This window comes from Sphingorhabdus sp. (genome assembly GCF_050921905.1).
Taxonomy (GTDB): Bacteria; Pseudomonadota; Alphaproteobacteria; order Sphingomonadales; family Sphingomonadaceae; genus Sphingorhabdus_B.
The window spans coordinates 2,518,085-2,539,609 of sequence record NZ_CP050888.1 but is presented as its reverse complement, the minus strand read 5'-3'; the positions used below and the strand labels follow the sequence as shown (position 1 = coordinate 2,539,609).

The following is a 21,525-nucleotide window of genomic DNA, read 5'->3' as shown; positions in this document are numbered from 1 at the left end:
CTTGACAACTGAATTTCTCAATAACTCGTTATCTTTCAATATGTTCGATATATGAAGGACTGATATTTTGTTTGGAGGTGGCAAAAAGTTCGGCTAGCTGGCTTTGGTTCATCCACACATTGCCGTCCCGCGCAAACAGGGCGACCGACTGCCTTGCCATCCTTGCTGTTGTAAATAATCAGATTTTGTTCGGGATCGGTCATGCCGCCACCTTGGGCTTGGTCATCTTGGTGTAGAGTTCAAACAGCTTTTCTAGCCGTTCGGTATCGTTCTTGAATCCTGACGTCCGATATAGATGCGCTTCCAGCACCTCGTCGTTCGGCCTCATGCGCGGCACGGACGCGGGGAAACTCTGTGCCCATGCGCTCGGGGTCATACATATCGGCGATGGTGGCGGGGAAATAATGCTCGCGCGCGAGCAAGATGTCCTCGGCGCAGCGAGTAAGGTCGGCCTTCGCCTGATTCGTGAGCAGAGGAATAGGAAATGTGTGATAGCTAATGGTCGGGGTGTAACGAACGCCCTCGCCAAGCCGACCAGAAACAGCTTTGATCCACACCGTATGCATTCGAGAAGATAGTAGAGCAAATTGATCAACGCTGAAGCTGTAGATTAGATACGCAAGATTTGTGACCATAACCCCTGCTGGGATCATAATTGGTGTCACATATGCGCGCTCCTCCGGCGAAACAGATGGAAGAGCCAAGGCAGTTGCATGACGATGACAATATTGGGCAAAGCGGTGGGGAATAGCCGCATATCCATTAGTAGTCTTTGCTTTTGAATCTTGGCGAAATTTTTTGACAGCCTTAACGCGACTGGCAATCGGTGCGATGTTGGACCAAGTTTTCTCGCTGCTATTGTCCAAATGCAAAGCAAACCTCGGCAGGCCGTCGATGATCTCCTTGGTCCCAACCAGAGGCAATAAGAATGGCTTTGCTTCTGGGTTTAAAGTGATGAGTTGCCTAGCCTGTTCGCGGCTCAATATGAGGTTCCCATCGTCTCGTGCCATGTTGCCCATGATCATTTTTGGAAGGGATGGAGATATGGATTTGTCAGCCGACTTGACCACCGTGTCAGGCCCGTTGGTAAGATACGGCGAAATATTTTCAACTTCTCGTTTTTGAAGTTCTTCAAATATCAGTTTTGCGCCATTTTCACGTTTGCGGATGCCTGTAATCACTACGAAGACGCCTGCATTATGCGCCGCGTTATTTGCCCACTTAAACGGAGGATGTGCAAAAAATATCTCTTGTCCGTTTCCCCATATTCTCGGCCACAAAAACTGAACCTGCTCGCCTTGGCAAACCGAACTAGTAGCAACTAGCGCAAATTTAGCTTTAGTCCTTGTGCAATATTCTGAGGCTTTGAGAAACCAACCGGTCACGTAATCGGCGTCTTTGAAATCGGCGTGCCCCAAGAAGACCCTATCAAGATCTGCCTTCTCAGGCGGCTCTTGCTTCCGAGCACCTTTATATGGCGGATTACCGCAGATATATGTCTCTCCACCCTCATTCTCGAAGTCGATCTGTGCCTGATCAAGCGGCGTATTAAACAGGTCATCGCCGTGAATTTTCATACCCGTGCCGGTTGGCGGGCAGATACTCAGCCAGTTCAAGCGCAAGGCGTTGCCGCACGTAATCCAGTTCTGTGCATCAAGCGGAAGAAACTCGGCGAGCGCCTCCTTCTGTCCACGGTATAAAACGTCACACTGATACTCAGCAATAATCAGCGCGAGCCTTGCAATCTCCGCCGGGAAATCCCGTAGCTCAATGCCGCGATAGTTTGTCAGCGGAATGTCGCTGCGCCGGTCTTCCTCCCCGCGACGCGCATTGATCACCGCCTCAATCGCGCGCATTTCCTTGTAAGCGATGACAAGGAAATTGCCGCTGCCACATGCTGGATCAAACACGCGAATTTTCGCCATACGGTTGCGCAGGTTCAGCAGCTTGCGCCCATTGTCGCCCGCTTCCGCCAACTGCGCGCGCAGATCATCGAGGAAAAGCGGATTGAGAACCTTCAGGATATTCGGGACACTGGTGTAGTGCATACCCAGAGCGCCGCGCTCCTCATCATCGGCAACGGCTTGGATCATGCTGCCGAAAATGTCGGGGTTGATCTTTTTCCAATCGAGGCTGCCGATGTTGATCAAATAGGACCGCGCAATCTTGCTGAAACGCGGCACTTCGGTGCTGCCGGAAAACAGGCCGCCGTTCACATAGGGGAACCTGTTGGCCCACAAACGGATTCCCGCCGCTTCCCGATAGCGGTTGTCAGGCTTCCCATCATGCCGCGTCGGCGTATTCATCGCCAAGAATATATGGCTGATGACCTCGTGCGTGTTCGAGCTGTCCGCTTCGGACATTTTCTGCACTTCTGCCGTGAACAGGCCGGTGCCGTTGAAGATGTCAGTGTCCTCCGCGAAAAAGCAGAAGATCAGCCGCGCCATAAAATGGTTCATGTCGGGGCGGCGCTCGGGGCTCGCCCATTCGGGGTTGTCTTTCAGCAGTTCGACATAGAGCTTGTTAAGCCGCCCCGTGGCCCGAATGTCGAATGAACTTTCGCGGATTTGCTTGACGGTGGTGATGCCTGCGAGCGGCAGGAAGAACCCGAAATGATCAGGAAACTTGGCATATTCGCACGCGATGGGCGGATCGTCGCTGGTGACGTCCTCCGCCTGTAGCGTCTCGCCATCGGTGGCGAGGATGAATTTGGCCTTGGCTGACGCCGTTTTCGGACTGTCGCGCAACGCCTTCAACGTCGAATCGACCTCACCCGCTGCGCAGGTCGCCAAGTGAATATTATTACGCTGGAGAATGCCGCCAGCAACATCCGACGCGTTGGAACCACCCCCGGAACCACGCACACCGCGAAGGCGCTTTATGGTGGTGTCCTTGTTTCCGAACGCTGCTAGAAATTGATAAGCGAATTCGGCCCGATCAAAGGGCTGGCTCGCAAGTTCCGACACTGCTTCTTCAATTTCTACAGCATTCATTCTACTATATTTTCCTGCACCAAATGAGATGCTTTCGGTTCGCGATTTCCAGGATACGCAAAGTTGCGCCCAGAGATCGTTAATGATTAGCCGAACGCGATGCGATTGTCACCGAGTTCTGAAAACCTAGTGCGCGTTGCGAAAGGTGGATGCGGCGAACACCGAAATGACATCTTTACATCCGCAAAGCCGCACCCAAGCGTCCGGTGTAACTCCGGTGAAATAGACACAGAATGGCATTTTGTTCGTGACTTGTTCCGGTCAAAAAATTCAAAAAATGACGCATTTTGGCCAAATTGCGCCCGAAGCACTGTGTTGACATCGCAGGGGTCGCAAGTTCAATCCTTGCTACGCCCACCATATTTTCCTTGGCGATGTCTTCATTCCTGAGCGTTCTGAGGGTCAGGACCCAGGTTTAACCGGTACACTCGCTGCCGCTTAACGTCGGCTTGGGGAGCTTCCGGTCCAGTTTTTATGCGCCCGCGTAAATGCGCTTAAATCGCTATAGCCGAGCAACAAGGCGATCTCGCCAAGTGAGCGGGTGTCTTCCATGAAATATAGTTGGCACATATCCTTACGGACAAGGCGAAGCAGATCCCGGAAGGACAGGCCTTCCTCCACCAGTTTACGCCGCAGTGTCCGTTCGCTCATGCCAAAGGACGCGGCCATTCGGTCCAACGTCGGCGGTGACTTGTCTAACTCACTTGTCAGATAGAAATAGCTGAAGGCCAATTGGGTTTTGCCTGCAAACATCCACTTGGCCGGAAGCTCATACCGTTGCGACTCTGCATCAAGCAGCGCCTGATTGGCGAACGGTGACGGACGAAATACCTGACGCCCTGCGATTTCCAAACGCGTTTGCGGCATTCCGAATTCTACCGGACAACCAAAAGCAGCGTCATAAATAGCCGTGCCAAATTGGGGCTGATGCTGAAAATGCACCGCCTGAAGCAGAGGTGGTTCGTTGAGCACCTGCCGCGACAAACGCGCGAAGGCCATAACCGAACACTCGACAAAACTGGCGTAACTCTGCACGCGGTCGGGTGCGTATTCCCAGATAAAAAACGGTGGCTTGCCATCTGAGTGGAAGGTCGTCCGCACCATATTCTGCCGCAGCGGTTGAATACGCACATGCGCCCGAATCACTGAGGCAAGATCGAGTTCGAGACGCGTGACATAGCCAAAGTCAGAGAAGTTCTGCATCGCGGCCTTGTCGCCAAGCCGCAGGTGCACCGCTGGATCGTTAAAATAGGTCTGCAATGTTTTAAAATAACGCAACGCGACTGGCGCGGAAATCCGGCTTAAGGGATTGCGCAGCCTTGTTTCATCAAGGCCAATGGCGCAGATAAGCTCTCGCTTGTTCGCACCCTCTGCAACTGCGGCACGCAATATCCGGGCGGCAAGACTTGCCGACATTGTGTCGGGCGGGATAGCCTTTCCATTCTGCAGCAGATCGTCGATCCCGTAATAAATCGGATGTCTCCCTTTGGCGATATGACAGGGTTCAACACGCAACGCATTCCAACGCAAGCCAGTTTTCGCCCGCGGCTTGCGGCATTGATTTTCCATCGCTAAGCCAAAGGCATGAACCTAGCATCGCTTCTCGCCCAGTTTTCACCCGGCGCCACGACTCACACAATATCCATTCCGCCAAGCTGGCATCAGGGACGCACGGCCTATGGCGGCCTGAGCTCTGTTCTGGCGTATCAGGCGGCGAAGCTGGCAGCGGATGATCTGCCCCCTCTGCAATCGGCTCAGATTGCGTTTGTGGGGCCTCTGGCAGGCGAAATAGAGGTCAGCGCGCATATTCTGCGGCGTGGGAAGAACACCGCGTTTATTCAAGCCGAAATATCCGGTGCAGATGGCGTTGGCCTGACATGCAATTTCATTTTCATGAACCGCAGGCACAGCCATTTGGATTATGTGAATATCCCGGCTCCGGACTTCCCGCTTATCCCAACGACCGATAATGCGCGTAGCGGCCCACCAGAGTTTTTCACGGGTCATATGCAATATCCAGACAAAAGGCTGGAGCTGGGCATGGCGACCAATCGGCTCGCAAGCTGGCATCGGCTGACCGAGCATCAAGGGCTGGACCCAATTGCCGAGCTCATCTGTATCGGTGACGCCCTGCCGCCGTCGGCCATGGGACTCATGACCGAAAAAGGCATGGTGAGCTCCATGAACTGGCAGATCAATATGTTGACCGATGCGCCAACCACCGAAAATGGCTGGTGGTACCTATCCAGCGAAACGCACCACGCCGCCAACGGCGCAAGCAGCCAATATATGACGGTCTGGAACAGCCGCGGCGAAGCGGTGCTAACGGGTATGCAATCGGTCGCGATTTTCGTTTAAACTGTTGGCTTTGTCCGGGAATAGCGCAATGCAAGCAGGACAAGGCCAATAACGATAAAATTATCGACGAAGGTTTTGTAGAACAGCCAATTGTCAGTGGTCAGCAACTTTGCAGCGCCATAATTCAACGCCGCCATAATCAGTCCGATCACGCCCATGACGATTGCAAAGCGGCCCACATGAATATCCGAATATGGCATATAGCGCGCCAAGCCTTTGCCGATATATGGCCCTCCGCGCGCACCATCGATGATGAAGAAGCTGGCGGCAATCAATCCTGTGATTGTGCCGCGCAGCTTTATCCATTCCTCATCATTCAACAAGACTGCAAGGCCCGCCGATATGCAAAGCATGAGGATGCCAAACAAAGCAAGGCCACCTGTGACATCGATTTTTGTGATGCGTTGGAACGCGACAAGGCCAAAGCCGACGACAACACCAACCAAGGCGGCGGTTTGTAAATCGGTCGTTTTGGCTATGAAGTAGAATAATAAACCAGTGGCCACATCAATGGCAAAAGGCAGGCGGTTGTGGCGCGCGAATACGCCGCTATGCGTGCCTTGTGCGCTTGGCCCTGCCTTCACGATTTCGCCAAAGCTGCTGTGCTGCACCGCCGTGCTCTGATATTTTTCGGGATAGACCGGAACGCGCCCTTTGTGGCTTTCATACACCAGAACGCCATTAACACGCGCGACAATGCCAGTGGTCCATAGGCCCATATAACCCAGTTCCACCTCCAACAAACGTCCATCGGGGAGCGTCACCCGCAACAGATGGTTGCGGACAGATTCGGGGCCAAGGGACGGTGTGTGGTCCGCAGCTTGCGCCACACCCTGCATGGATAAAGCCGAATGCAAACCATCGCCGCGTGCCCGGCTGGAAACGCTAAACGCCAGCCCATCGACCGCAAATCGACGTGTCGGATATCGCCACCACGTAAAGCTCATGGCCTAGCCCAAAGCCGTCTGTTTTTCTTCGGCGAGGCGTTCAAGCTCGACGCGGCTTTTCTTCTCGCTAGAGGATTTCAATTGCCCGCAAGCCGCCATGATGTCGCGGCCACGTGGTGTGCGGATGGGGGCGCTGATGCCAGCTTCAAAAATAATGCTGGAAAAACGCTTAATCCGTTCGGGGTCAGAACATTCATAGTCTGCGCCGGGCCATGGATTGAAGGGGATCAGGTTGACCTTGGCAGGCAGTTTATACTGCCGGATGAGGCCCACTAGCTGGCGCGCGTCCGCGTCACTGTCGTTTTTGCCCTTCAGCATCACATATTCAAACGTAATCCGCCGCGCGTTGCTGGTACCAGGATATTCTGCGCAAGCGCGCAGCAATTCATCAATGCCATATTTGCGGTTCAAGGGCACCAACTCGTCACGAACCTCTTTGGTGACTCCATGCAACGATACCGCGAGGTTGACGTTAATCTCCTCGCCTGCGCGCGCCATCATCGGCACGACACCCGACGTCGACAGCGTAATCCTTCGGCGCGACAGGCCAAGGCCATCGCCATGCATGACAACCTTCATCGCGTCACGGACATTGTCAAAATTATAGAGCGGCTCCCCCATGCCCATCAGCACGATATTGGTCAGCATTCGGCCATCGGCGGTATAATGGCCGACGTCGTCGTCTTCATCTTCGTTGGCCGACGCAAAGGCCATATTTCCCTTTGGCCATTCGCCAAGCGCATCGCGTGCGAGCATCACTTGACCAACGATTTCGCCGGGCGTCAGATTGCGCACCAGCCGCATCGTACCGGTATGGCAGAACCGGCAATTGAGCGTGCAGCCAACTTGGCTCGAAATACACAAAGTCCCGCGATCCGCATCGGGGATGAACACCATTTCATAATCCTGCGCATCATCGGTACGCAAAAGCCATTTGCGCGTGCCGTCTGTCGACACCTGCGCCTCGACCACTTCTGGCCTGCCAATGACAAAACGGTCGGCGAGCCAAGGCCGCATCGTTTTGGAAATATCGGTCATCGCCTCAAAATCGGTCACGCCGCGATGGTAGATCCAATGGAACACCTGCTTGGACCGCAGCTTTGCCGCCTTTTCATCCAACTGCGATTCTTCAAACAACTGCCGAATTTGGAGATGGCTCAACCCCATGAGGTCAATGCGTCCATCATTGCGCGGCGTAATGGCGCGCGGGGTGACAACGGGGTCGATATGGCCAGGAATTTGCATGTTAGCCGCGCCTATAATTATGTTGCCCGCGAAAAGCCAGCGTGGCGGCTTACGCGGTACGCACCACAGAAACCTGTGTCCCCGGTGCCGCATCCGAAATCGTGACAATTGCCCCCAACTGGCTTGCCAATGCCTCGACAATACCTGTGCCCAGGCCTGGTTTACGGTCTTCTTTATCCTTGGGCATGCCGATGCCGTCATCTGCAACGACAAGTGTCCATGCCTTACCATCTGATGTGAAGCCTACCTTGATCGACCCGTGCTGGGACCGGCCCGGAAAGGCATGCTTTAACGCATTTATCACCAGTTCGGTGACAACCAAGCCAAGGCTGACCGACGTATCTGGGTCAACGACGCTGTCATCACATTGCGTTGTGAGCTTTATCCGCCCGGGGTCGCCGATCATTGATGCGCCGATACTATTGCACAAATCCGCAAAGTAATTTTTGAGGCCTACATTATCGACAGCGGTCGATGACAGGTGCTTTTGCAGCATTGCGATCGACATCACGCGGTTATGCGCGTCGCGCAAATGCTCGCGGGTTTCGCTCGACTGCACCTTGCGCGCGCTTTGCAGCAAGACGCTCGCGATAATCTGAAGGCTATTTGCGACTCGGTGCTGTATTTCGTTGAGCAACAACTGTTTTTCGCGGACAAGATCATCGCGCACTGTATCGGCCAATCGTCTCAATGCTCAACGACTCGGCAGTACGTATGGCGCAGACAATCTCCAAGTCCAGCCGCCTGCCCACTGCCCAAGCTACCTCGCTAGCAGCCTTCAATCGAAGCGGCAATCGCGTAGCAACGGGGCGTCTGTGGCTCGTGAAACGCAGCCCAGCTTTGATAGACGCCCAAGCGCTTTTTGGCGGACACGGGCGCCGATATCATAACCATATATAACAACCACACAACCGCTTTCACGCGCGCTCGCCCTGCCCGCTGCCATCGATGACCAAAGCTTCGACACCATCGCAGATCATGACCATGCTACCTTGGGCCAGGCTGGGCGCGATGGGCGCGCCGAACTGCGCCATCGGTTCGATCCCAAGCAGCAACCCGCGCAGCACCCGCGCGGTCATCCCATGACAAATGATGAGCATATCCTGATCAAAGGGCAATTCGCCAAGCCAGTGCGACAGACGATGCGCCACATCTTCATAATATTCACCGCCGTCGGGCCGAACCGAAAACAATTTATGTTCGGCGTCGACGATTGGGCCGATTTCAGCAGATATGTCGGCATAGGTCCGGCTTGACCAACGTCCAACGTCGATTTCAAGCAAACGGTCGTCGCGGTTAGTCTCGTGCCAATCCGCATCAATTTCCTCGGCAATTAAGGCGAGCGTTTGCAGTGCGCGGCCTGCGGTGGATGACCAAAGCTGCGGCGTTGCGTCCGCCCCGAGATATTCCGCCAACGCACGGCCCATCTCACGCGCTTGGACGCAGCCCTCCCATGTCAACGGCGTATGCAATTCGGCCTGACCTTGCATCCGTGCCACTTTGTTAAACACTGTCTCCCCATGCCGCGCGATGAAAAGCCGTCGATTATGTGTTGAAATTCCCATATCGCCCTTATTCCACAGGATATTGTTGGAGGCAAAAGCTATCGGCTTGCCCTAACGGTCAAAGCGGTTATGGAAGATTCGGTATATTAACAGGGTTTTTTGGCTGGCTTGCGGACCAGCCGGCCCGACAAGGGGAATGAGAATGAGAGCCACGATCGAACGCGCGACGCTGCTGAAAAGCCTGAGCCACGTCCAGTCCGTGGTGGAACGGCGCAACACCATTCCGATATTGTCCAATGTCCTTATCGAAGCAAGCGAAGGCGGCAAAATCAAGTTGACCGCGACCGACCTTGATTTGCAGGTCGTTGAAACTTTTGCTGCCGATGTCGAAACCCCCGGCGCAACAACCGTTTCCGCGCACACATTGTTCGAAATCGCCCGCAAGTTGCCCGATGGTTCGCAAGTGCAACTGCACGCCGCCGATGGTCGCATGGCCGTGAATGCTGGCCGCGCTCGTTTCTCGCTCGCGACCCTTCCACGTGAAGATTTTCCGACGATTGCCGAAGGTGACTTGCCTACCTCGTTTGAAATCTCTGCAAGCGCGTTGATTCAGATCATCGATAAAACGCGCTTTGCGATTTCGACCGAAGAAACGCGTTATTATCTCAACGGCATTTTCCTGCACGTTACCGACGATGCCGAACCCGTTTTGAAGGCCGCAGCGACCGATGGTCACCGCTTGGCCCGCGTAACCCTTCCACGCCCTGCTGGCGCGGAAAATATGCCCGACATCATCGTGCCGCGCAAATGCGTTGCCGAAATCCGCAAGCTGCTTGATGAAAGCGGCGACAATGTCATCCAGATCGACCTGTCGGCGAGCAAAATCCGTTTCACCTTTGACAGCGTCATCCTGACATCAAAGTTAATCGACGGAACCTTCCCCGATTATAGCCGCGTCATTCCGACCGCGAATGACAAATTGCTGCGCATCGACCCTAAGGCATTTTCGCAAGGCGTCGACCGCGTCGCGACCATTGCCACCGAAAAAACCCGCGCCGTGAAAATGGCGCTCGACAAGGACAAGATCACCTTGTCCGTCACCAGCCCCGAAAACGGAACGGCGGCGGAAGAAGTATCCGGCGAATATAGCAGCGATAGCTTCGAAATCGGCTTCAACGCGCGTTATTTGATGGACATACTGGGCGAAATCGAAGGCGACGTGGTTGAACTGCACTTGGCCGACGCTAGCGCACCGACCTTGATCCGCGAGAATGATAAGTCAGCGGCATTGTATGTACTGATGCCAATGCGGGTTTGATAAATTTAATGCCTGACTTTGGATAGAAAGCCAAAACGATGTTGGGGTGCTTAGCTACTTTAATAATGATCGCAGCAGCCATTGCATCTGGAGCGGGCTATTTTTCGTTTTGGTGGATTACATTGCCGGTGTTTCTAGCTGGATCACTAGCGCTATCTAATGGTCCACATTATGCTCGGGTGATACAGGCCAATGACCGCGGGCAGGTATCGTTTTTTCCTCTAATGTTAGCGAGCTATTGCGCCACTCAACTCGCTGTCGCCGGTTTAGCTTATTGGGCAGGTACACTGCTGCGCTAACTATTTGTTTAGCAGCGACAACCTTACTCCGCCGCCTCGGCCATCAGCACATTTTGCGGCCCACGCACCACGACACCCGGCAGCGCGCCCGTCATCTTGCCTTCACGGAAGGTGACGACTCCCGCCTTCACCGTCGCAACATAGCCATCTGCTTTTTGCAGCAAACGCCTGCCACCAGCGGGCAGGTCGAACGCCAGTCATGGTTTGCTCAGCTTCAACCGATCCAGATCAATAATGTTGATATCCGCCAGATAGCCCGACTTAAGTTCGCCGCGATCATTTAGGACCTGACCCTACGTCCCGCCAATAATCGCAAACGCAGCGCATTCAGCTTGATGAAGCCCGCTGCATCTTTCTGATCATAAGCGCCAGCATCGTCTTCAAAGGTCACCACCTTTTCGCTGTACAGGCTGTTGGGCGATTTCCGGCCAACAACACTTGCAAGGCCCTTGTAAAGCTTCAACCGCACAGTTCCGGACACATGCACTTGGCTATGGTCTATCGCGGCCTGCAGCATTTCACGCTCTGGCGAGAACCAAAAGCCATTGTAAATCAGCTCGGCATATTTCGGCATCAGCTCGTCTTTCAAATGCGCTGCGCCGCGATCCAGCGTGATGCTCTCGATGCCGCGATGGGCGCGGGCGTAGATTTCGCCGCCGGGCGTTTCATACATGCCGCGCGATTTCATCCCGACGAAACGGTTTTCGACCAGATCAAGTCGGCCAATGCCATGTCTGCGACCCAATTCATTCAACGCCGCCAGCAAGGTCGCAGGCGACATGGCTTCACCGTTGAGCGCGACACCGTCGCCCTTTTCAAAGTCGATAGTGATATATTCGGGCGTGTCTGGCGCGTCTTCGGGATTGACCGTGCGCGAATAGACATAATCGGGTGTTTCGTCCCACGGGTCTTCAAGCACTTTGCCTTCGGACGAGGTGTGCAGAAGGTTAGCGTCGGTCGAAAACGGGCTCTCTCCGCGCTTGTCCTTTGGCACAGGAATCTGGTGCTGCTCCGCCCATTCAATCAGGCGCGTACGGCTGGTCAGGTCCCATTCGCGCCAAGGCGCAATGACCTTGATATCGGGATTGAGCGCATAAGCCGACAATTCGAAACGCACTTGGTCATTGCCCTTGCCCGTTGCGCCATGCGCAATGGCATCCGCGCCCGTTTCCGCCGCAATTTCAATCAACCGTTTCGAAATCAACGGCCGCGCAATCGACGTGCCCAATAGATAGTCGCCTTCATAACGGGCATTGGCGCGCATCATCGGAAAGACAAAGTCGCGGACGAATTCTTCGCGCAGATCATCGATATAAATATGATGATCAGGCACGCCCATCAGTACGGCCTTGGCGCGCGCAGGTTCGAGCTCTTCGCCTTGGCCCAAGTCAGCGGTAAAGGTGACGACTTCGCAGCCATATTCGACCTGCAGCCATTTCAGGATGACGCTGGTGTCGAGACCGCCCGAATAAGCAAGAACGACCTTCTTGATGCTGTCTGTCATGTCACTTTGGTTCCGAAGCTAATGTATCTGCGGCGCGCCTAACAGCTTAGGCAAGGTTCGACAACTCCCAGAGCTGCCAAAGCCCCAGAAGGAGGAACATTCCGGCGGCGATTATGTGGACCGTGCGCAGCGAGATTTTCGCCACCAGCCTCTCGCCCAAATAGACCGCTGGCACATTGGCAATCATCATGCCCAATGTGGTCCCGACTGCCACGGCCCAAACCGCATGATATTGCGCGCCGAGCGCTATCGTCGCGACCTGCGTCTTATCGCCCATTTCGACGAAGAAAAAGGCGATGGTGGTCGCAACAAATGCACCGCGTTTGGACGCCACTTTGATTTCATCATCCACCTTGTCCGGAATAAGTGTCCATGCTGCCATCAGGATAAAACCAATCGCAACAGCATAACGGAAGATTTCGCTCATAAAGATTGCGGCAAGCGCGCTGCCCGCCCATGCGGCAAGTGCGTGATTGGCGATCGTGGCTGTAAATATGCCCGCAATCACCGGGAGCGGTTTTTTGAACCGCGTGGCAAGCAACATCGCCAAAAGCATGGTCTTGTCGCCAATTTCGGCAACAGCCACAAGCAAAGTAGACGTAAAAAAGATTTCCATGAAACGATCCCGGGTCAGGCTGTTTTTCGACGCAATGCCACCGGCCATCCCGCCCGACCGGAACGGATAACCGATGCCATTGGTCTCGCCTTGAACCACATGACCGTTTTCGACCTTGTGGCCCCACATGCACCATGACCTCTCGGCCAAATATGTTGATGCATGTCTCGTTCGGGTGGAACGACTGGCTACTCCCCAGATGACTTTCTTGCCTCTAATTTGAAGCGCCTAAAGATTCAAGCGGAACCTATTCCGATGGTTCTGGGTTCCCGACGGATGCAATAGGTGCATTTTTGCCTCGTCCCATTTGCCGGAGCTTAAACTGCCGCTTGTTACGCACGTAGCGGCCAAGTGCGAACACCAGAATAATTGCCATTGCCGCGCATAATGCGTAGGCAAGAACCACTCTCATTTCCATCGAATATATAACCTTGCGAGCCCGTTTTCGGGATTATCATTAAAGTGTGACCCAGATCGTCTGTTAGAACGACCTTTGTTTAACCGCAATACTTGTGACTGCTTGCAACAAAAAAATAACCCATATTATGCTGCGTTTACCGCAAAACGGAACTCTTTATCAAACAATTCGGAACTGCCAACTATCCAACCATGCGACCGTCTGCGGTCAAGAGGCAATCACCGACTTTACCCTTTGCGGAGCAATTCCCCAGCCAAGGCGGTATTTCGAAGTTCTTCAGCCCTCGACGGCCGATGCGTACCAATGCCAAGCACCGTGCCGGGGTCTGCGTGGCCGATTCAAGACGCGCCAGCGCATTAACGTGACCGTGAACGCATAAAAGTCCCGTTTTTCCTTTTGTCGATGGGCAACACCCGTTAGGGGGTGCGCAACGATAAGAATCTCCCCAGGCACCATTTTTGCTGGAGCCCGATTATGACCAAATATGCAACGCGTGCCGGACTCCGGATTGCCGAGCAGCTTGCCGAATTTGTCGAGAGCCATGCCCTTGTCGGCACGGGCATCGCTGCGGATGCTCTCTGGCGCGGCCTATCTGATATTCTAGCGCGCTTTGTGCCGCACAACCGGATGCTGCTGGCCAAACGCGACGATATTCAGGCCAAATTGGACGCATGGCACCGCGCCAATCCCGGCCCAATCATCGACATGGCCGGGTATCAAGCCTTCTTGCGCGACATTGGCTATCTGGTCCCCGAACCCGCGCCTTTCCGCATTGGCACGCAAAATGTCGACGCGGAAATCGCAACGATGGCTGGGCCACAGCTTGTGGTGCCAAGCCTTAATGACCGCTTCGTCCTAAACGCCGCCAATGCGCGCTGGGGCAGCCTATATGATGCGCTTTATGGTACCGACGTCCTGCCGGCACCCGCCGCACGGCCCGGTGGCTATGACACCGACCGAGGCGATGCGGTCGTTGCTTATGCGCGCCATTTTCTCGATGACGCCATTCCGGGTTGGCAGGCGGCTTTAGCTGGCGGCGACAATCGCTATTTCGTGGCGAAGACGCAAATAGGTGACGCCGCACGCTACCTGTTCCAACATCATGGCCTGCATATTGAGGTCTTGGTCAATCCAAAGCATCCTGTGGGCGCGACCGATGCATTGCACATCGCCGATGTCATCCTTGAATCCGCACTGACTACGATCATCGATTTGGAAGACTCGGTCGCGGCTGTCGATGCCGATGACAAGGTCGCGGCTTATACCAACTGGCTTGGCCTGATGCGCGGCGATCTCGTCGCCAGCTTTGACAAGGGCGGCAAAACTGTCACCCGTGCGCTTGAACCAGACCGCGTTTATGACGGGCTGACTTTGCCTGGACGCAGCCTGATGTTCGTCCGCAATGTCGGGCATTTGATGACCAATCCGGCGGTATTGCTCGCGGACGGGTGCGAAGCGCCCGAAGGAATACTCGACGCTTTGTTCACGTCGCTCTGCGCGCTGCACGACCTTAAGGGGCTTGGCACCCATCGCAATAGCCGCGCGGGCAGCATCTATATCGTTAAACCCAAAATGCACGGCCCCGAAGAGGCCGCATTCACCAATGACCTGTTTGACGCGGTCGAAGATGTGCTTGGCCTTGCACGCCATACGATCAAGGTCGGCGTCATGGACGAAGAACGCCGCACCAGCGCAAACCTTGCCGCCTGCATTCACGCGGTCCGCGACCGTATTGTGTTCATCAACACTGGCTTTCTGGATCGCACCGGCGACGAAATGCACACGGCCATGCACGCTGGCCCGATGATCCGTAAAGCCGAGATGAAAACATCATCCTGGATCCAAGCCTATGAAGCGCGCAATGTCCAAATCGGCCTTGCCTGCGGCCTCAGCGGCAAGGCGCAGATCGGCAAGGGCATGTGGGCCGCGCCCGATAGGATGGCCGACATGATGGTGCAGAAAATTGGCCATCCAAAGGCTGGCGCGAACACCGCATGGGTGCCATCACCCACCGCAGCAACGTTGCACGCGATGCATTATCATCAGTGCGACGTCTTCGCCCGCCAAGCGGAACTTGCCAAGGAAGCTGCGCCGGGGCTGGCCCCGCTGCTGACCATTCCCGTCGCCCCCGTTGGCCATAACTGGTCGGACGAGGATGTAGCTCAAGAGCTGGAAAACAACGCGCAAGGTATATTGGGCTATGTCGTGCGCTGGATTGACCAAGGCGTCGGCTGTTCCAAGGTGCCCGACATTCACGACATAGGCCTGATGGAGGACCGAGCCACGCTGCGCATTTCGTCGCAGCATATCGCCAACTGGCTACTCCACGGCATTGCCACCGAGGCGCAGGTCGATGCCGCGCTGACCAAGATGGCAACCAAGGTTGACGCCCAAAATGCGGGTGACCCACACTATGAAAAGCTAAACACAGAAAGCCTTGCATTAAAGGCCGCCCGCGCCCTGATTTTTGAAGGCGTCATGCAGCCCAATGGCTATACCGAACCGCTGCTCCATAAATTCCGGCAGGAGAAGAAAGCAGGGGGCTGACCCTAAACAACAGCGTCGATAAACCGCTCCGCATCCAGCGCCGCCATGCAACCGGTGCCTGCGCTGGTGCACGCCTGACGGTAGATATGGTCCATGACATCACCGCAGGCAAAGACGCCGGGGACACTCGTTTCGGTTGCTTGCCCTTCGAACCCGCCGCGCACTTTGATATAGCCACCTGCCATATCGAGATGGCCTTCAAAGATGCCGGTATTTGGTTTGTGGCCGATGGCGATGAACACGCCGTGCAGTTCGATATCTTCGATGCCGTCGCCGTCGGTCGCGGCGATACGCATCCCTGTAACGCCCATCGCGTCGCCCAAGACTTCATCCAGCCTGTGGTTCCACTTGATGGTGACCTTGCCCTCTGCTTCACGGGCAAAGAGGCGATCTTGAAGGATTTTCTCGGCCTTTAATTTGTCGCGGCGGTGGACCAAGGTCACATGACTTGCGATATTGGCGAGGTATAATGCCTCTTCTACAGCGGTATTTCCGCCACCGATCACGGCAACTGGCTTATTGCGGTAAAAGAAGCCATCACAGGTGGCGCAAGCTGACACCCCTTTGCCCATGAACGCGGTTTCGCTTGGCAGACCAAGATATTGCGCGCTTGCACCTGTCGCGATGATGACCGAGTCTGCGGTATAGTCGCCTGCCCCGCCGGTCAGCACAAATGGCCGCTGCGAAAAATCGACCTTCTCTATATAGTCATTTTCAATGCGCGTGCCAAAACGTTCGGCATGTTTGCGCATCCGTTCCATCAATTCAGGGCCCATGACCCCTGCATCATCGCCGGGCCAGTTATCGACTTCCGTCGTTGTCATCAATTGCCCGCCAACTTCAACGCCCGTGATCATCATCGGCGTCAGGTTCGCGCGTGCGGCGTAAACAGCGGCGGTATATCCCGCAGGGCCGGAACCAATGATGATAACAGGGGCGTGGCGATTTTCGGTCATGACTGGTCTTTCTGATTCTGTTGGCTGCGGACATAGGCACTCGCGCGGCGATGGCCAAGGGCAGCGCCTTACTTATCCCCATTAAATTAGGGCTTCACATGTCTGCGGGTGCAACCTATCAGTCCGTCAATATTCAGAATACAGGGAGCAGTTCATGGCCAAAGTCACGGTAATTTCACGTAACGGCGAAGGTCGTGAAGTCGAAGCAGAAAACGGCCTGTCGCTCATGGAAGTGATCCGCGACAACGGTTTTGACGAATTGCTCGCTTTGTGCGGCGGCTGCTGCTCCTGCGCGACGTGCCATGTGCATATCGACCCTTCCTTTGCCGACCGCCTGCCAAAAATGAGTGCGGACGAAGACGACCTGCTCGACAGCACCGATCACCGCAACGAAACCTCGCGCCTGTCATGCCAGATTCCCGTCAGCGATGCGCTCGATGGCTTGATCGTGACGATCGCGCCTGAAGATTGATAACCCGCTGACGTAACTCCCCTCCCGCAGGCGGGAGGGGTTGGGGGTGGGCCTCTTCGCTGTTGCCCGCGTTACCTCCGTCACCCTGAACTTGTTTGACCGATGGTCACTTCGTTCCAGGGTCCATTTATCCATTCAAGCTCTGCGCGTGCTGCATGATAGACCCTGGAACGACAGTCACCGAAGGTGAAACAAGTTCAGGGTGACAACGCGTTTGATACAGGCGGAAAGGGAACACTCACCCCCGCATGGCGCTGCCGAGCGACTCCTCAAGCACAGGATAACCATGACCGTCGGGGATGCATAGCCAGCTTCCGTCCGCGCGCTTGTCGATATAAGTCAGCACCGTGGACACAGGATGTTCCGCCGCATGGGCGGCAGCGGCGTCAAAGTCACCGAACATCGCCAGCCGTTCCAAATTGCGCCGCGTGGGGAAGATGATCTTCACCTGGCCGTTGTCTGCTTTTTCCAAAACCTCCGCCGCCGTTGCCCAAAACAGCATCCGGTTCTCGGTCTGGTCAACAGTCGCGAGCGGCGTCGTGTTGCCCGCATCCACCAGATAGAAACGCGTGTCAAAAACGCGGCTGGCATTTTCAAAGGCGGGCGGCCGCCAGCGTGACCATAAAACAAGCTGTTCAAAATCCGGCGTCCAGCCAAAACGGTTGCAGACGGCCTGCAGGCTTTGCCCATCATGCAACGCTGCACGCGCTTCTATGCAATTGGCGGCATCCGAAACGCCAGACAACCCCAACGCAAGCCCGGCCTCCTCAATCGTTTCGCGGATCGCCGCAAGCCGTGCCGCAGCCTCATCCAACGGCAAAGGCGAACCCAACATCTGCGCATAATCGAAATCGGCAGGGTCAACCTTACCACCGGGAAACACCGCAGCGCCGCCGGCAAAGGCCATGGCCTTGATACGCTCCACCATCAACAATAACGGCGCGCCGCCATCGGGGTTCTGCTGAAAAATGACCATCGTGGCGGCAGGCGTCGCGACGGGAAGCGGTTCGCCGCTGATCGGGTGGTTGCGCGGTTCAGATTTCATAAGTTTACTCAAGCATGCTTTCGAACATGTTAGAAGCGGAAAATCAATCGACAGTCGTTACTGCGTCGCGGCTGATGTTGCTCCGACATGCCGCAAATGCGGAGCGACGCACGATACGGGAAAAGCCTAGCTTGAAATTCGATGAATTTTAGCCCACTTCCAAAACAACGCGCTTACTTGCGCTTTTAGAACAAATCTGGAACAAGCTATACTATGTCACTCACCCACATCAAGGTGCGCGGTGCGCGCGAGCATAATCTCAAGGGCATCGATATCGACCTGCCGCGCGACAAGCTCATCGTCATCACTGGGCTTTCGGGTTCCGGCAAGTCCAGCCTCGCGTTCGACACCATTTATGCCGAGGGGCAGCGCCGCTACGTCGAATCGCTGAGCGCATATGCCCGTCAGTTTCTGGAGATGATGCAGAAGCCGGATGTCGAGCATATTGAGGGGCTATCCCCTGCAATCTCCATCGAGCAGAAAACGACTAGCCGCAACCCGCGCTCGACAGTGGCGACCGTGACCGAGATTTACGATTATATGCGCCTGTTATGGGCGCGCGTTGGCGTGCCATATTCGCCCGCGACTGGCCTGCCGATCACCGCGCAGACCGTCAGCCAGATGGTCGACCGCGTGATGGCTTTGCCCAAAGGCACCCGCGCCTTCTTGCTCGCGCCCGTGGTGCAAGGCCGCAAGGGTGAATATCGTAAGGAACTCGCAGAATGGCAGCGTTCGGGTTACACCCGTGTGCGCATCGACGGCGAACTCTACGCGATTGAAGAAGCGCCCACGCTCGACAAAAAATACAAGCATGACATTGAGGTTGTGGTTGACCGTATCGTCGTCAAGGACGGCATCCAGCAACGGCTGGCCGAGAGCTTTGAGGCGGCGTTGAAGCTGGCCGATGGCTTGGCGTTTGTGGACCTGGCAGATATGACGGTGGCGGAATTGGGTGGCGGCGGTTCATTACTGCGCGAATCCCCCCTCCCCTTCAGGGGAGGGGCCGGGGGTGGGGTCTCTTCGCCGGATGCTCCATTTACCGATATACCCCACCCCAACCCCGTGGAGCCACTCGGACCAGTCTGGGGGACTGGTCTCTCCACGCCTGAAGGGGAGGGGCTTAAAGCCAAGATGAAGGGCACTGGCCTGCCCGCCAACCGCATTGTCTTCTCCGAAAAATTCGCCTGCCCCGTCTCTGGCTTCACCATCGCGGAAATCGCGCCGCGTCTCTTCTCGTTCAACGCCCCGCAAGGCGCGTGCCCCGATTGTGACGGCCTTGGCGAGCGGCAGGAATTTGACCCGCAATTGGTCGTCCCCAACGAACATCTATCCTTAAAAAAGGGCGCGATTGTGCCTTGGGCGAAGTCTAACCCGCCAAGCCCATATTATATGCAAGTGCTGTCCAGCCTGGCGAAGGCTTATGGCTTCAATCTGGATACCGCGTGGGAGGATCTGCTCCCCGAACAAAAGCTTATCATCCTCCACGGCACGGGCGGCATGGCGGTGGAGCTGACGTTCAAAGACGGGCGCAAGGAATATACCGTGCGCAAGGCGTTTGAGGGTGTCATTGGCAACCTCAACCGCCGCTTGCTGCAAACCGACAGCGCATGGATGCGCGAAGAATTGTCGAAATACCAAACGTCGCAACCGTGCGAAACCTGCCACGGCGCGCGTTTGAAGCCCGAGGCGCTGTCCGTCAAAATCGCGGGCGTCGACATCGCCACGCCCACCCGCATGAGCGTGGGTGACGCGCTCGTCTGGTTCGGCAGCGTCGATCAGACATTGACCAATCAGCAACAGCAAATTGCCAAGGCGATTCTGAAAGAAATCAACGAGCGGCTTGGCTTCCTCAACAATGTCGGGCTCGATTATCTCAACCTTGACCGCACCAGCGGCACCTTGTCCGGCGGCGAAAGCCAGCGTATCCGCTTGGCTAGCCAAATCGGCAGCGGCCTGTCGGGCGTGCTCTATGTGCTCGACGAACCCAGCATCGGCCTGCATCAGAAAGACAATGACCGCCTGCTCGCCACGCTGCGCCGCCTGCGCGATTTGGGTAACACTGTCATCGTCGTTGAACATGACGAAGACGCGATCCGCACCGCCGACTGGGTGGTGGACTTAGGGCCCGGCGCTGGCGTCCATGGCGGCACAGTCATGGCCGAAGGCACGTTGAAACAGATATTGAAATCGAAAGACAGCCTGACCGCCGCCTACCTCAACGGCACGCGGGAGATTGCGGTGCCCAAGACACGGCGCAAGGGCAATAAGAAGAAGGTGACCGTCCACAACGCCCGCGCCAACAACCTGAAAAACGTCACCGCGAGCATTCCGTTGGGCACGTTCACCTGCATCACCGGCGTATCGGGGTCGGGCAAGTCCAGCTTCACCATCGACACGCTCTACGCCTCGGCGGCACGGTCCTTAAATGGCGCGCGCGTTATTGCGGGCGCGCATGACAAGGTCACGGGCCTGGAACATTGCGACAAGGTGATCGACATCGACCAATCCCCCATTGGCCGCACGCCAAGGTCAAACCCGGCGACCTACACCGGCGCGTTCACCAACATCCGCGACTGGTTCGCGCAATTGCCCGAAAGCGCCGCACGCGGGTATAAGCCGGGGCGGTTCAGCTTCAACGTCAAGGGCGGGCGCTGCGAAACCTGCAGCGGCGACGGCCTGATCAAGATCGAGATGCACTTCCTGCCCGACGTCTATGTGACGTGCGAGGAATGTAACGGCAAACGCTACAACCGCGAAACGTTAGAGGTCAAATGGAAGGGCATGAGCATCGCCGACGTGCTCGACATGACGGTGGAGGACGCGGTGGAGGTGTTCAAGGCCGTCCCCCCGATCCGCGACAAAATGGCGATGCTGGCGGAGGTTGGCTTGGGCTATGTCAAGGTCGGGCAACAGGCCACGACCCTGTCGGGCGGCGAGGCGCAACGCGTCAAACTCGCCAAGGAACTCAGCCGCCGATCCACCGGCCAGACGCTCTATATCCTCGACGAGCCCACCACCGGCCTGCATTTCGAGGATGTCCGCAAATTATTGGAAGTCCTCCACCGCTTGGTCGAACAGGGCAACAGCGTGGTGGTCATCGAACATAATCTCGACGTCATCAAAACCGCCGATTGGGTGATCGACTTGGGCCCCGAAGGCGGCGTCAAGGGCGGCGAGATTGTCGCGGAAGGCACGCCGGAACAGGTCGCCAAGGAGCCGAGGTCATACACCGGGCATTATCTCGCGCCAATGTTGGCGAAAGCGAAGTAACCCAAATCCTCCCCGGCACGGGGAGGTGGCAG

The 21,525-nt window shown here is 55.9% G+C and carries 16 protein-coding genes and 1 riboswitch; of the genes, 5 read left to right on the top strand and 11 right to left on the bottom strand.

Annotation, left to right across the window (positions count from 1 at the left end):
• Positions 1-239 precede the first annotated feature (239 nt).
• Together HEQ18_RS12365 and HEQ18_RS12360 are read right to left on the bottom strand one after the other, a co-directional pair.
• Positions 240-2,993: a class I SAM-dependent DNA methyltransferase gene (locus tag HEQ18_RS12365; protein ID WP_432814938.1), complete on the bottom strand. Its 2,754-nt coding sequence runs from the start codon at positions 2,991-2,993 to the stop codon at positions 240-242.
• Positions 2,994-3,431: 438 nt separating this feature from the next.
• Positions 3,432-4,562 carry an AraC family transcriptional regulator ligand-binding domain-containing protein gene (locus tag HEQ18_RS12360; protein ID WP_432814937.1) on the bottom strand — a complete coding sequence of 377 codons (1,131 nt, stop codon included), beginning with the start codon at positions 4,560-4,562 and terminating at the stop codon, positions 3,432-3,434.
• Positions 4,563-4,577: 15 nt separating this feature from the next.
• On the opposite strand from HEQ18_RS12360, the gene HEQ18_RS12355 reads away from it, so the two are divergent.
• Entirely contained in the window at positions 4,578-5,351 is a 774-nt protein-coding gene (locus HEQ18_RS12355) for a thioesterase family protein (RefSeq protein WP_397605856.1), read from the top strand.
• Here HEQ18_RS12355 and HEQ18_RS12350 read toward each other — a convergent pair.
• The 4 genes from HEQ18_RS12350 to HEQ18_RS12335 all read right to left on the bottom strand — a co-directional run bounded on the left by HEQ18_RS12350 (position 5,348) and on the right by HEQ18_RS12335 (position 9,108).
• Positions 5,348-6,298, bottom strand: coding sequence for a septation protein IspZ (locus HEQ18_RS12350; protein ID WP_432814936.1), 951 nt, complete (start codon positions 6,296-6,298; stop codon positions 5,348-5,350). The two genes, HEQ18_RS12355 and HEQ18_RS12350, sit on opposite strands and share 4 nt — an antisense overlap.
• 3 nt (positions 6,299-6,301) lie before the next feature.
• The gene (rlmN, locus tag HEQ18_RS12345; protein WP_432814935.1) at positions 6,302-7,543 is read right to left on the bottom strand and encodes a 23S rRNA (adenine(2503)-C(2))-methyltransferase RlmN; all 1,242 of its coding nucleotides are present in this window, start codon (positions 7,541-7,543) and stop codon (positions 6,302-6,304) included.
• 49 nt (positions 7,544-7,592) lie between these two features.
• Positions 7,593-8,225, bottom strand: coding sequence for a sensor histidine kinase (locus HEQ18_RS12340; protein WP_432814934.1), 633 nt, complete (start codon positions 8,223-8,225; stop codon positions 7,593-7,595).
• 235 nt (positions 8,226-8,460) lie between these two features.
• The gene (locus HEQ18_RS12335; RefSeq protein ID WP_397605851.1) at positions 8,461-9,108 is read right to left on the bottom strand and encodes a histidine phosphatase family protein; all 648 of its coding nucleotides are present in this window, start codon (positions 9,106-9,108) and stop codon (positions 8,461-8,463) included.
• A 142-nt stretch (positions 9,109-9,250) separates the two neighbouring features.
• Between HEQ18_RS12335 and dnaN the strand changes: the two genes are divergently transcribed.
• The gene (gene dnaN, locus HEQ18_RS12330; RefSeq protein ID WP_397605850.1) at positions 9,251-10,366 is read left to right on the top strand and encodes a DNA polymerase III subunit beta; all 1,116 of its coding nucleotides are present in this window, start codon (positions 9,251-9,253) and stop codon (positions 10,364-10,366) included.
• A gap of 322 nt (positions 10,367-10,688) precedes the next feature.
• Here dnaN and HEQ18_RS12325 read toward each other — a convergent pair whose 3' ends face one another.
• From HEQ18_RS12325 to HEQ18_RS12315, 3 genes are all read right to left on the bottom strand, one after another.
• The gene (locus HEQ18_RS12325) at positions 10,689-10,829 is read right to left on the bottom strand and encodes a hypothetical protein (protein ID WP_432814933.1); all 141 of its coding nucleotides are present in this window, start codon (positions 10,827-10,829) and stop codon (positions 10,689-10,691) included.
• 116 nt (positions 10,830-10,945) lie between these two features.
• Positions 10,946-12,169 (bottom strand): argininosuccinate synthase, encoded by a 1,224-nt coding sequence (locus HEQ18_RS12320; protein WP_432814932.1) that lies wholly within the window; start codon positions 12,167-12,169, stop codon positions 10,946-10,948.
• Positions 12,170-12,215: 46 nt separating this feature from the next.
• On the bottom strand, positions 12,216-12,785 hold the full coding sequence (locus HEQ18_RS12315) for a TMEM165/GDT1 family protein (protein WP_432816011.1): 570 nt from the start codon (positions 12,783-12,785) through the stop codon (positions 12,216-12,218).
• A gap of 92 nt (positions 12,786-12,877) precedes the next feature.
• Positions 12,878-12,995, bottom strand: a riboswitch (yybP-ykoY riboswitch).
• A 682-nt stretch (positions 12,996-13,677) separates the two neighbouring features.
• Between HEQ18_RS12315 and HEQ18_RS12310 the strand changes: the two genes are divergently transcribed.
• Positions 13,678-15,750 carry a malate synthase G gene (locus HEQ18_RS12310; protein ID WP_432814931.1) on the top strand — a complete coding sequence of 691 codons (2,073 nt, stop codon included), beginning with the start codon at positions 13,678-13,680 and terminating at the stop codon, positions 15,748-15,750.
• 2 nt (positions 15,751-15,752) lie between these two features.
• Here the strand turns inward: HEQ18_RS12310 and trxB are convergent, their stop codons facing one another.
• Positions 15,753-16,706, bottom strand: coding sequence for a thioredoxin-disulfide reductase (gene trxB / locus HEQ18_RS12305; protein WP_397605847.1), 954 nt, complete (start codon positions 16,704-16,706; stop codon positions 15,753-15,755).
• Positions 16,707-16,860: 154 nt separating this feature from the next.
• Between trxB and HEQ18_RS12300 the strand changes: the two genes are divergently transcribed.
• Positions 16,861-17,178: a 2Fe-2S iron-sulfur cluster-binding protein gene (locus HEQ18_RS12300; protein ID WP_296197264.1), complete on the top strand. Its 318-nt coding sequence runs from the start codon at positions 16,861-16,863 to the stop codon at positions 17,176-17,178.
• A gap of 238 nt (positions 17,179-17,416) precedes the next feature.
• Here HEQ18_RS12300 and HEQ18_RS12295 read toward each other — a convergent pair whose 3' ends face one another.
• Positions 17,417-18,223 (bottom strand): NUDIX hydrolase, encoded by an 807-nt coding sequence (locus HEQ18_RS12295; protein ID WP_432814930.1) that lies wholly within the window; start codon positions 18,221-18,223, stop codon positions 17,417-17,419.
• Between the two features lie 213 nt (positions 18,224-18,436).
• Between HEQ18_RS12295 and uvrA the strand changes: the two genes are divergently transcribed.
• On the top strand, positions 18,437-21,493 hold the full coding sequence (uvrA, locus tag HEQ18_RS12290; protein ID WP_432814929.1) for an excinuclease ABC subunit UvrA: 3,057 nt from the start codon (positions 18,437-18,439) through the stop codon (positions 21,491-21,493).
• Positions 21,494-21,525 lie beyond the last annotated feature (32 nt).

Coding starts and splice junctions, on each gene's coding strand:
- HEQ18_RS12365 (WP_432814938.1), bottom strand. CDS start 2,993: ATGAATGCTGTAGAAATTGAAGAAGCAGTGTCGGAACTTGCGAGCCAG.
- HEQ18_RS12360 (WP_432814937.1), bottom strand. CDS start 4,562: ATGGAAAATCAATGCCGCAAGCCGCGGGCGAAAACTGGCTTGCGTTGG.
- HEQ18_RS12355 (WP_397605856.1), top strand. CDS start 4,578: ATGAACCTAGCATCGCTTCTCGCCCAGTTTTCACCCGGCGCCACGACT.
- HEQ18_RS12350 (WP_432814936.1), bottom strand. CDS start 6,298: ATGAGCTTTACGTGGTGGCGATATCCGACACGTCGATTTGCGGTCGAT.
- rlmN (WP_432814935.1), bottom strand. CDS start 7,543: ATGCAAATTCCTGGCCATATCGACCCCGTTGTCACCCCGCGCGCCATT.
- HEQ18_RS12335 (WP_397605851.1), bottom strand. CDS start 9,108: ATGGGAATTTCAACACATAATCGACGGCTTTTCATCGCGCGGCATGGG.
- dnaN (WP_397605850.1), top strand. CDS start 9,251: ATGAGAGCCACGATCGAACGCGCGACGCTGCTGAAAAGCCTGAGCCAC.
- HEQ18_RS12320 (WP_432814932.1), bottom strand. CDS start 12,169: ATGACAGACAGCATCAAGAAGGTCGTTCTTGCTTATTCGGGCGGTCTC.
- HEQ18_RS12315 (WP_432816011.1), bottom strand. CDS start 12,785: ATGGAAATCTTTTTTACGTCTACTTTGCTTGTGGCTGTTGCCGAAATT.
- HEQ18_RS12310 (WP_432814931.1), top strand. CDS start 13,678: ATGACCAAATATGCAACGCGTGCCGGACTCCGGATTGCCGAGCAGCTT.
- trxB (WP_397605847.1), bottom strand. CDS start 16,706: ATGACCGAAAATCGCCACGCCCCTGTTATCATCATTGGTTCCGGCCCT.
- HEQ18_RS12300 (WP_296197264.1), top strand. CDS start 16,861: ATGGCCAAAGTCACGGTAATTTCACGTAACGGCGAAGGTCGTGAAGTC.
- HEQ18_RS12295 (WP_432814930.1), bottom strand. CDS start 18,223: ATGAAATCTGAACCGCGCAACCACCCGATCAGCGGCGAACCGCTTCCC.
- uvrA (WP_432814929.1), top strand. CDS start 18,437: ATGTCACTCACCCACATCAAGGTGCGCGGTGCGCGCGAGCATAATCTC.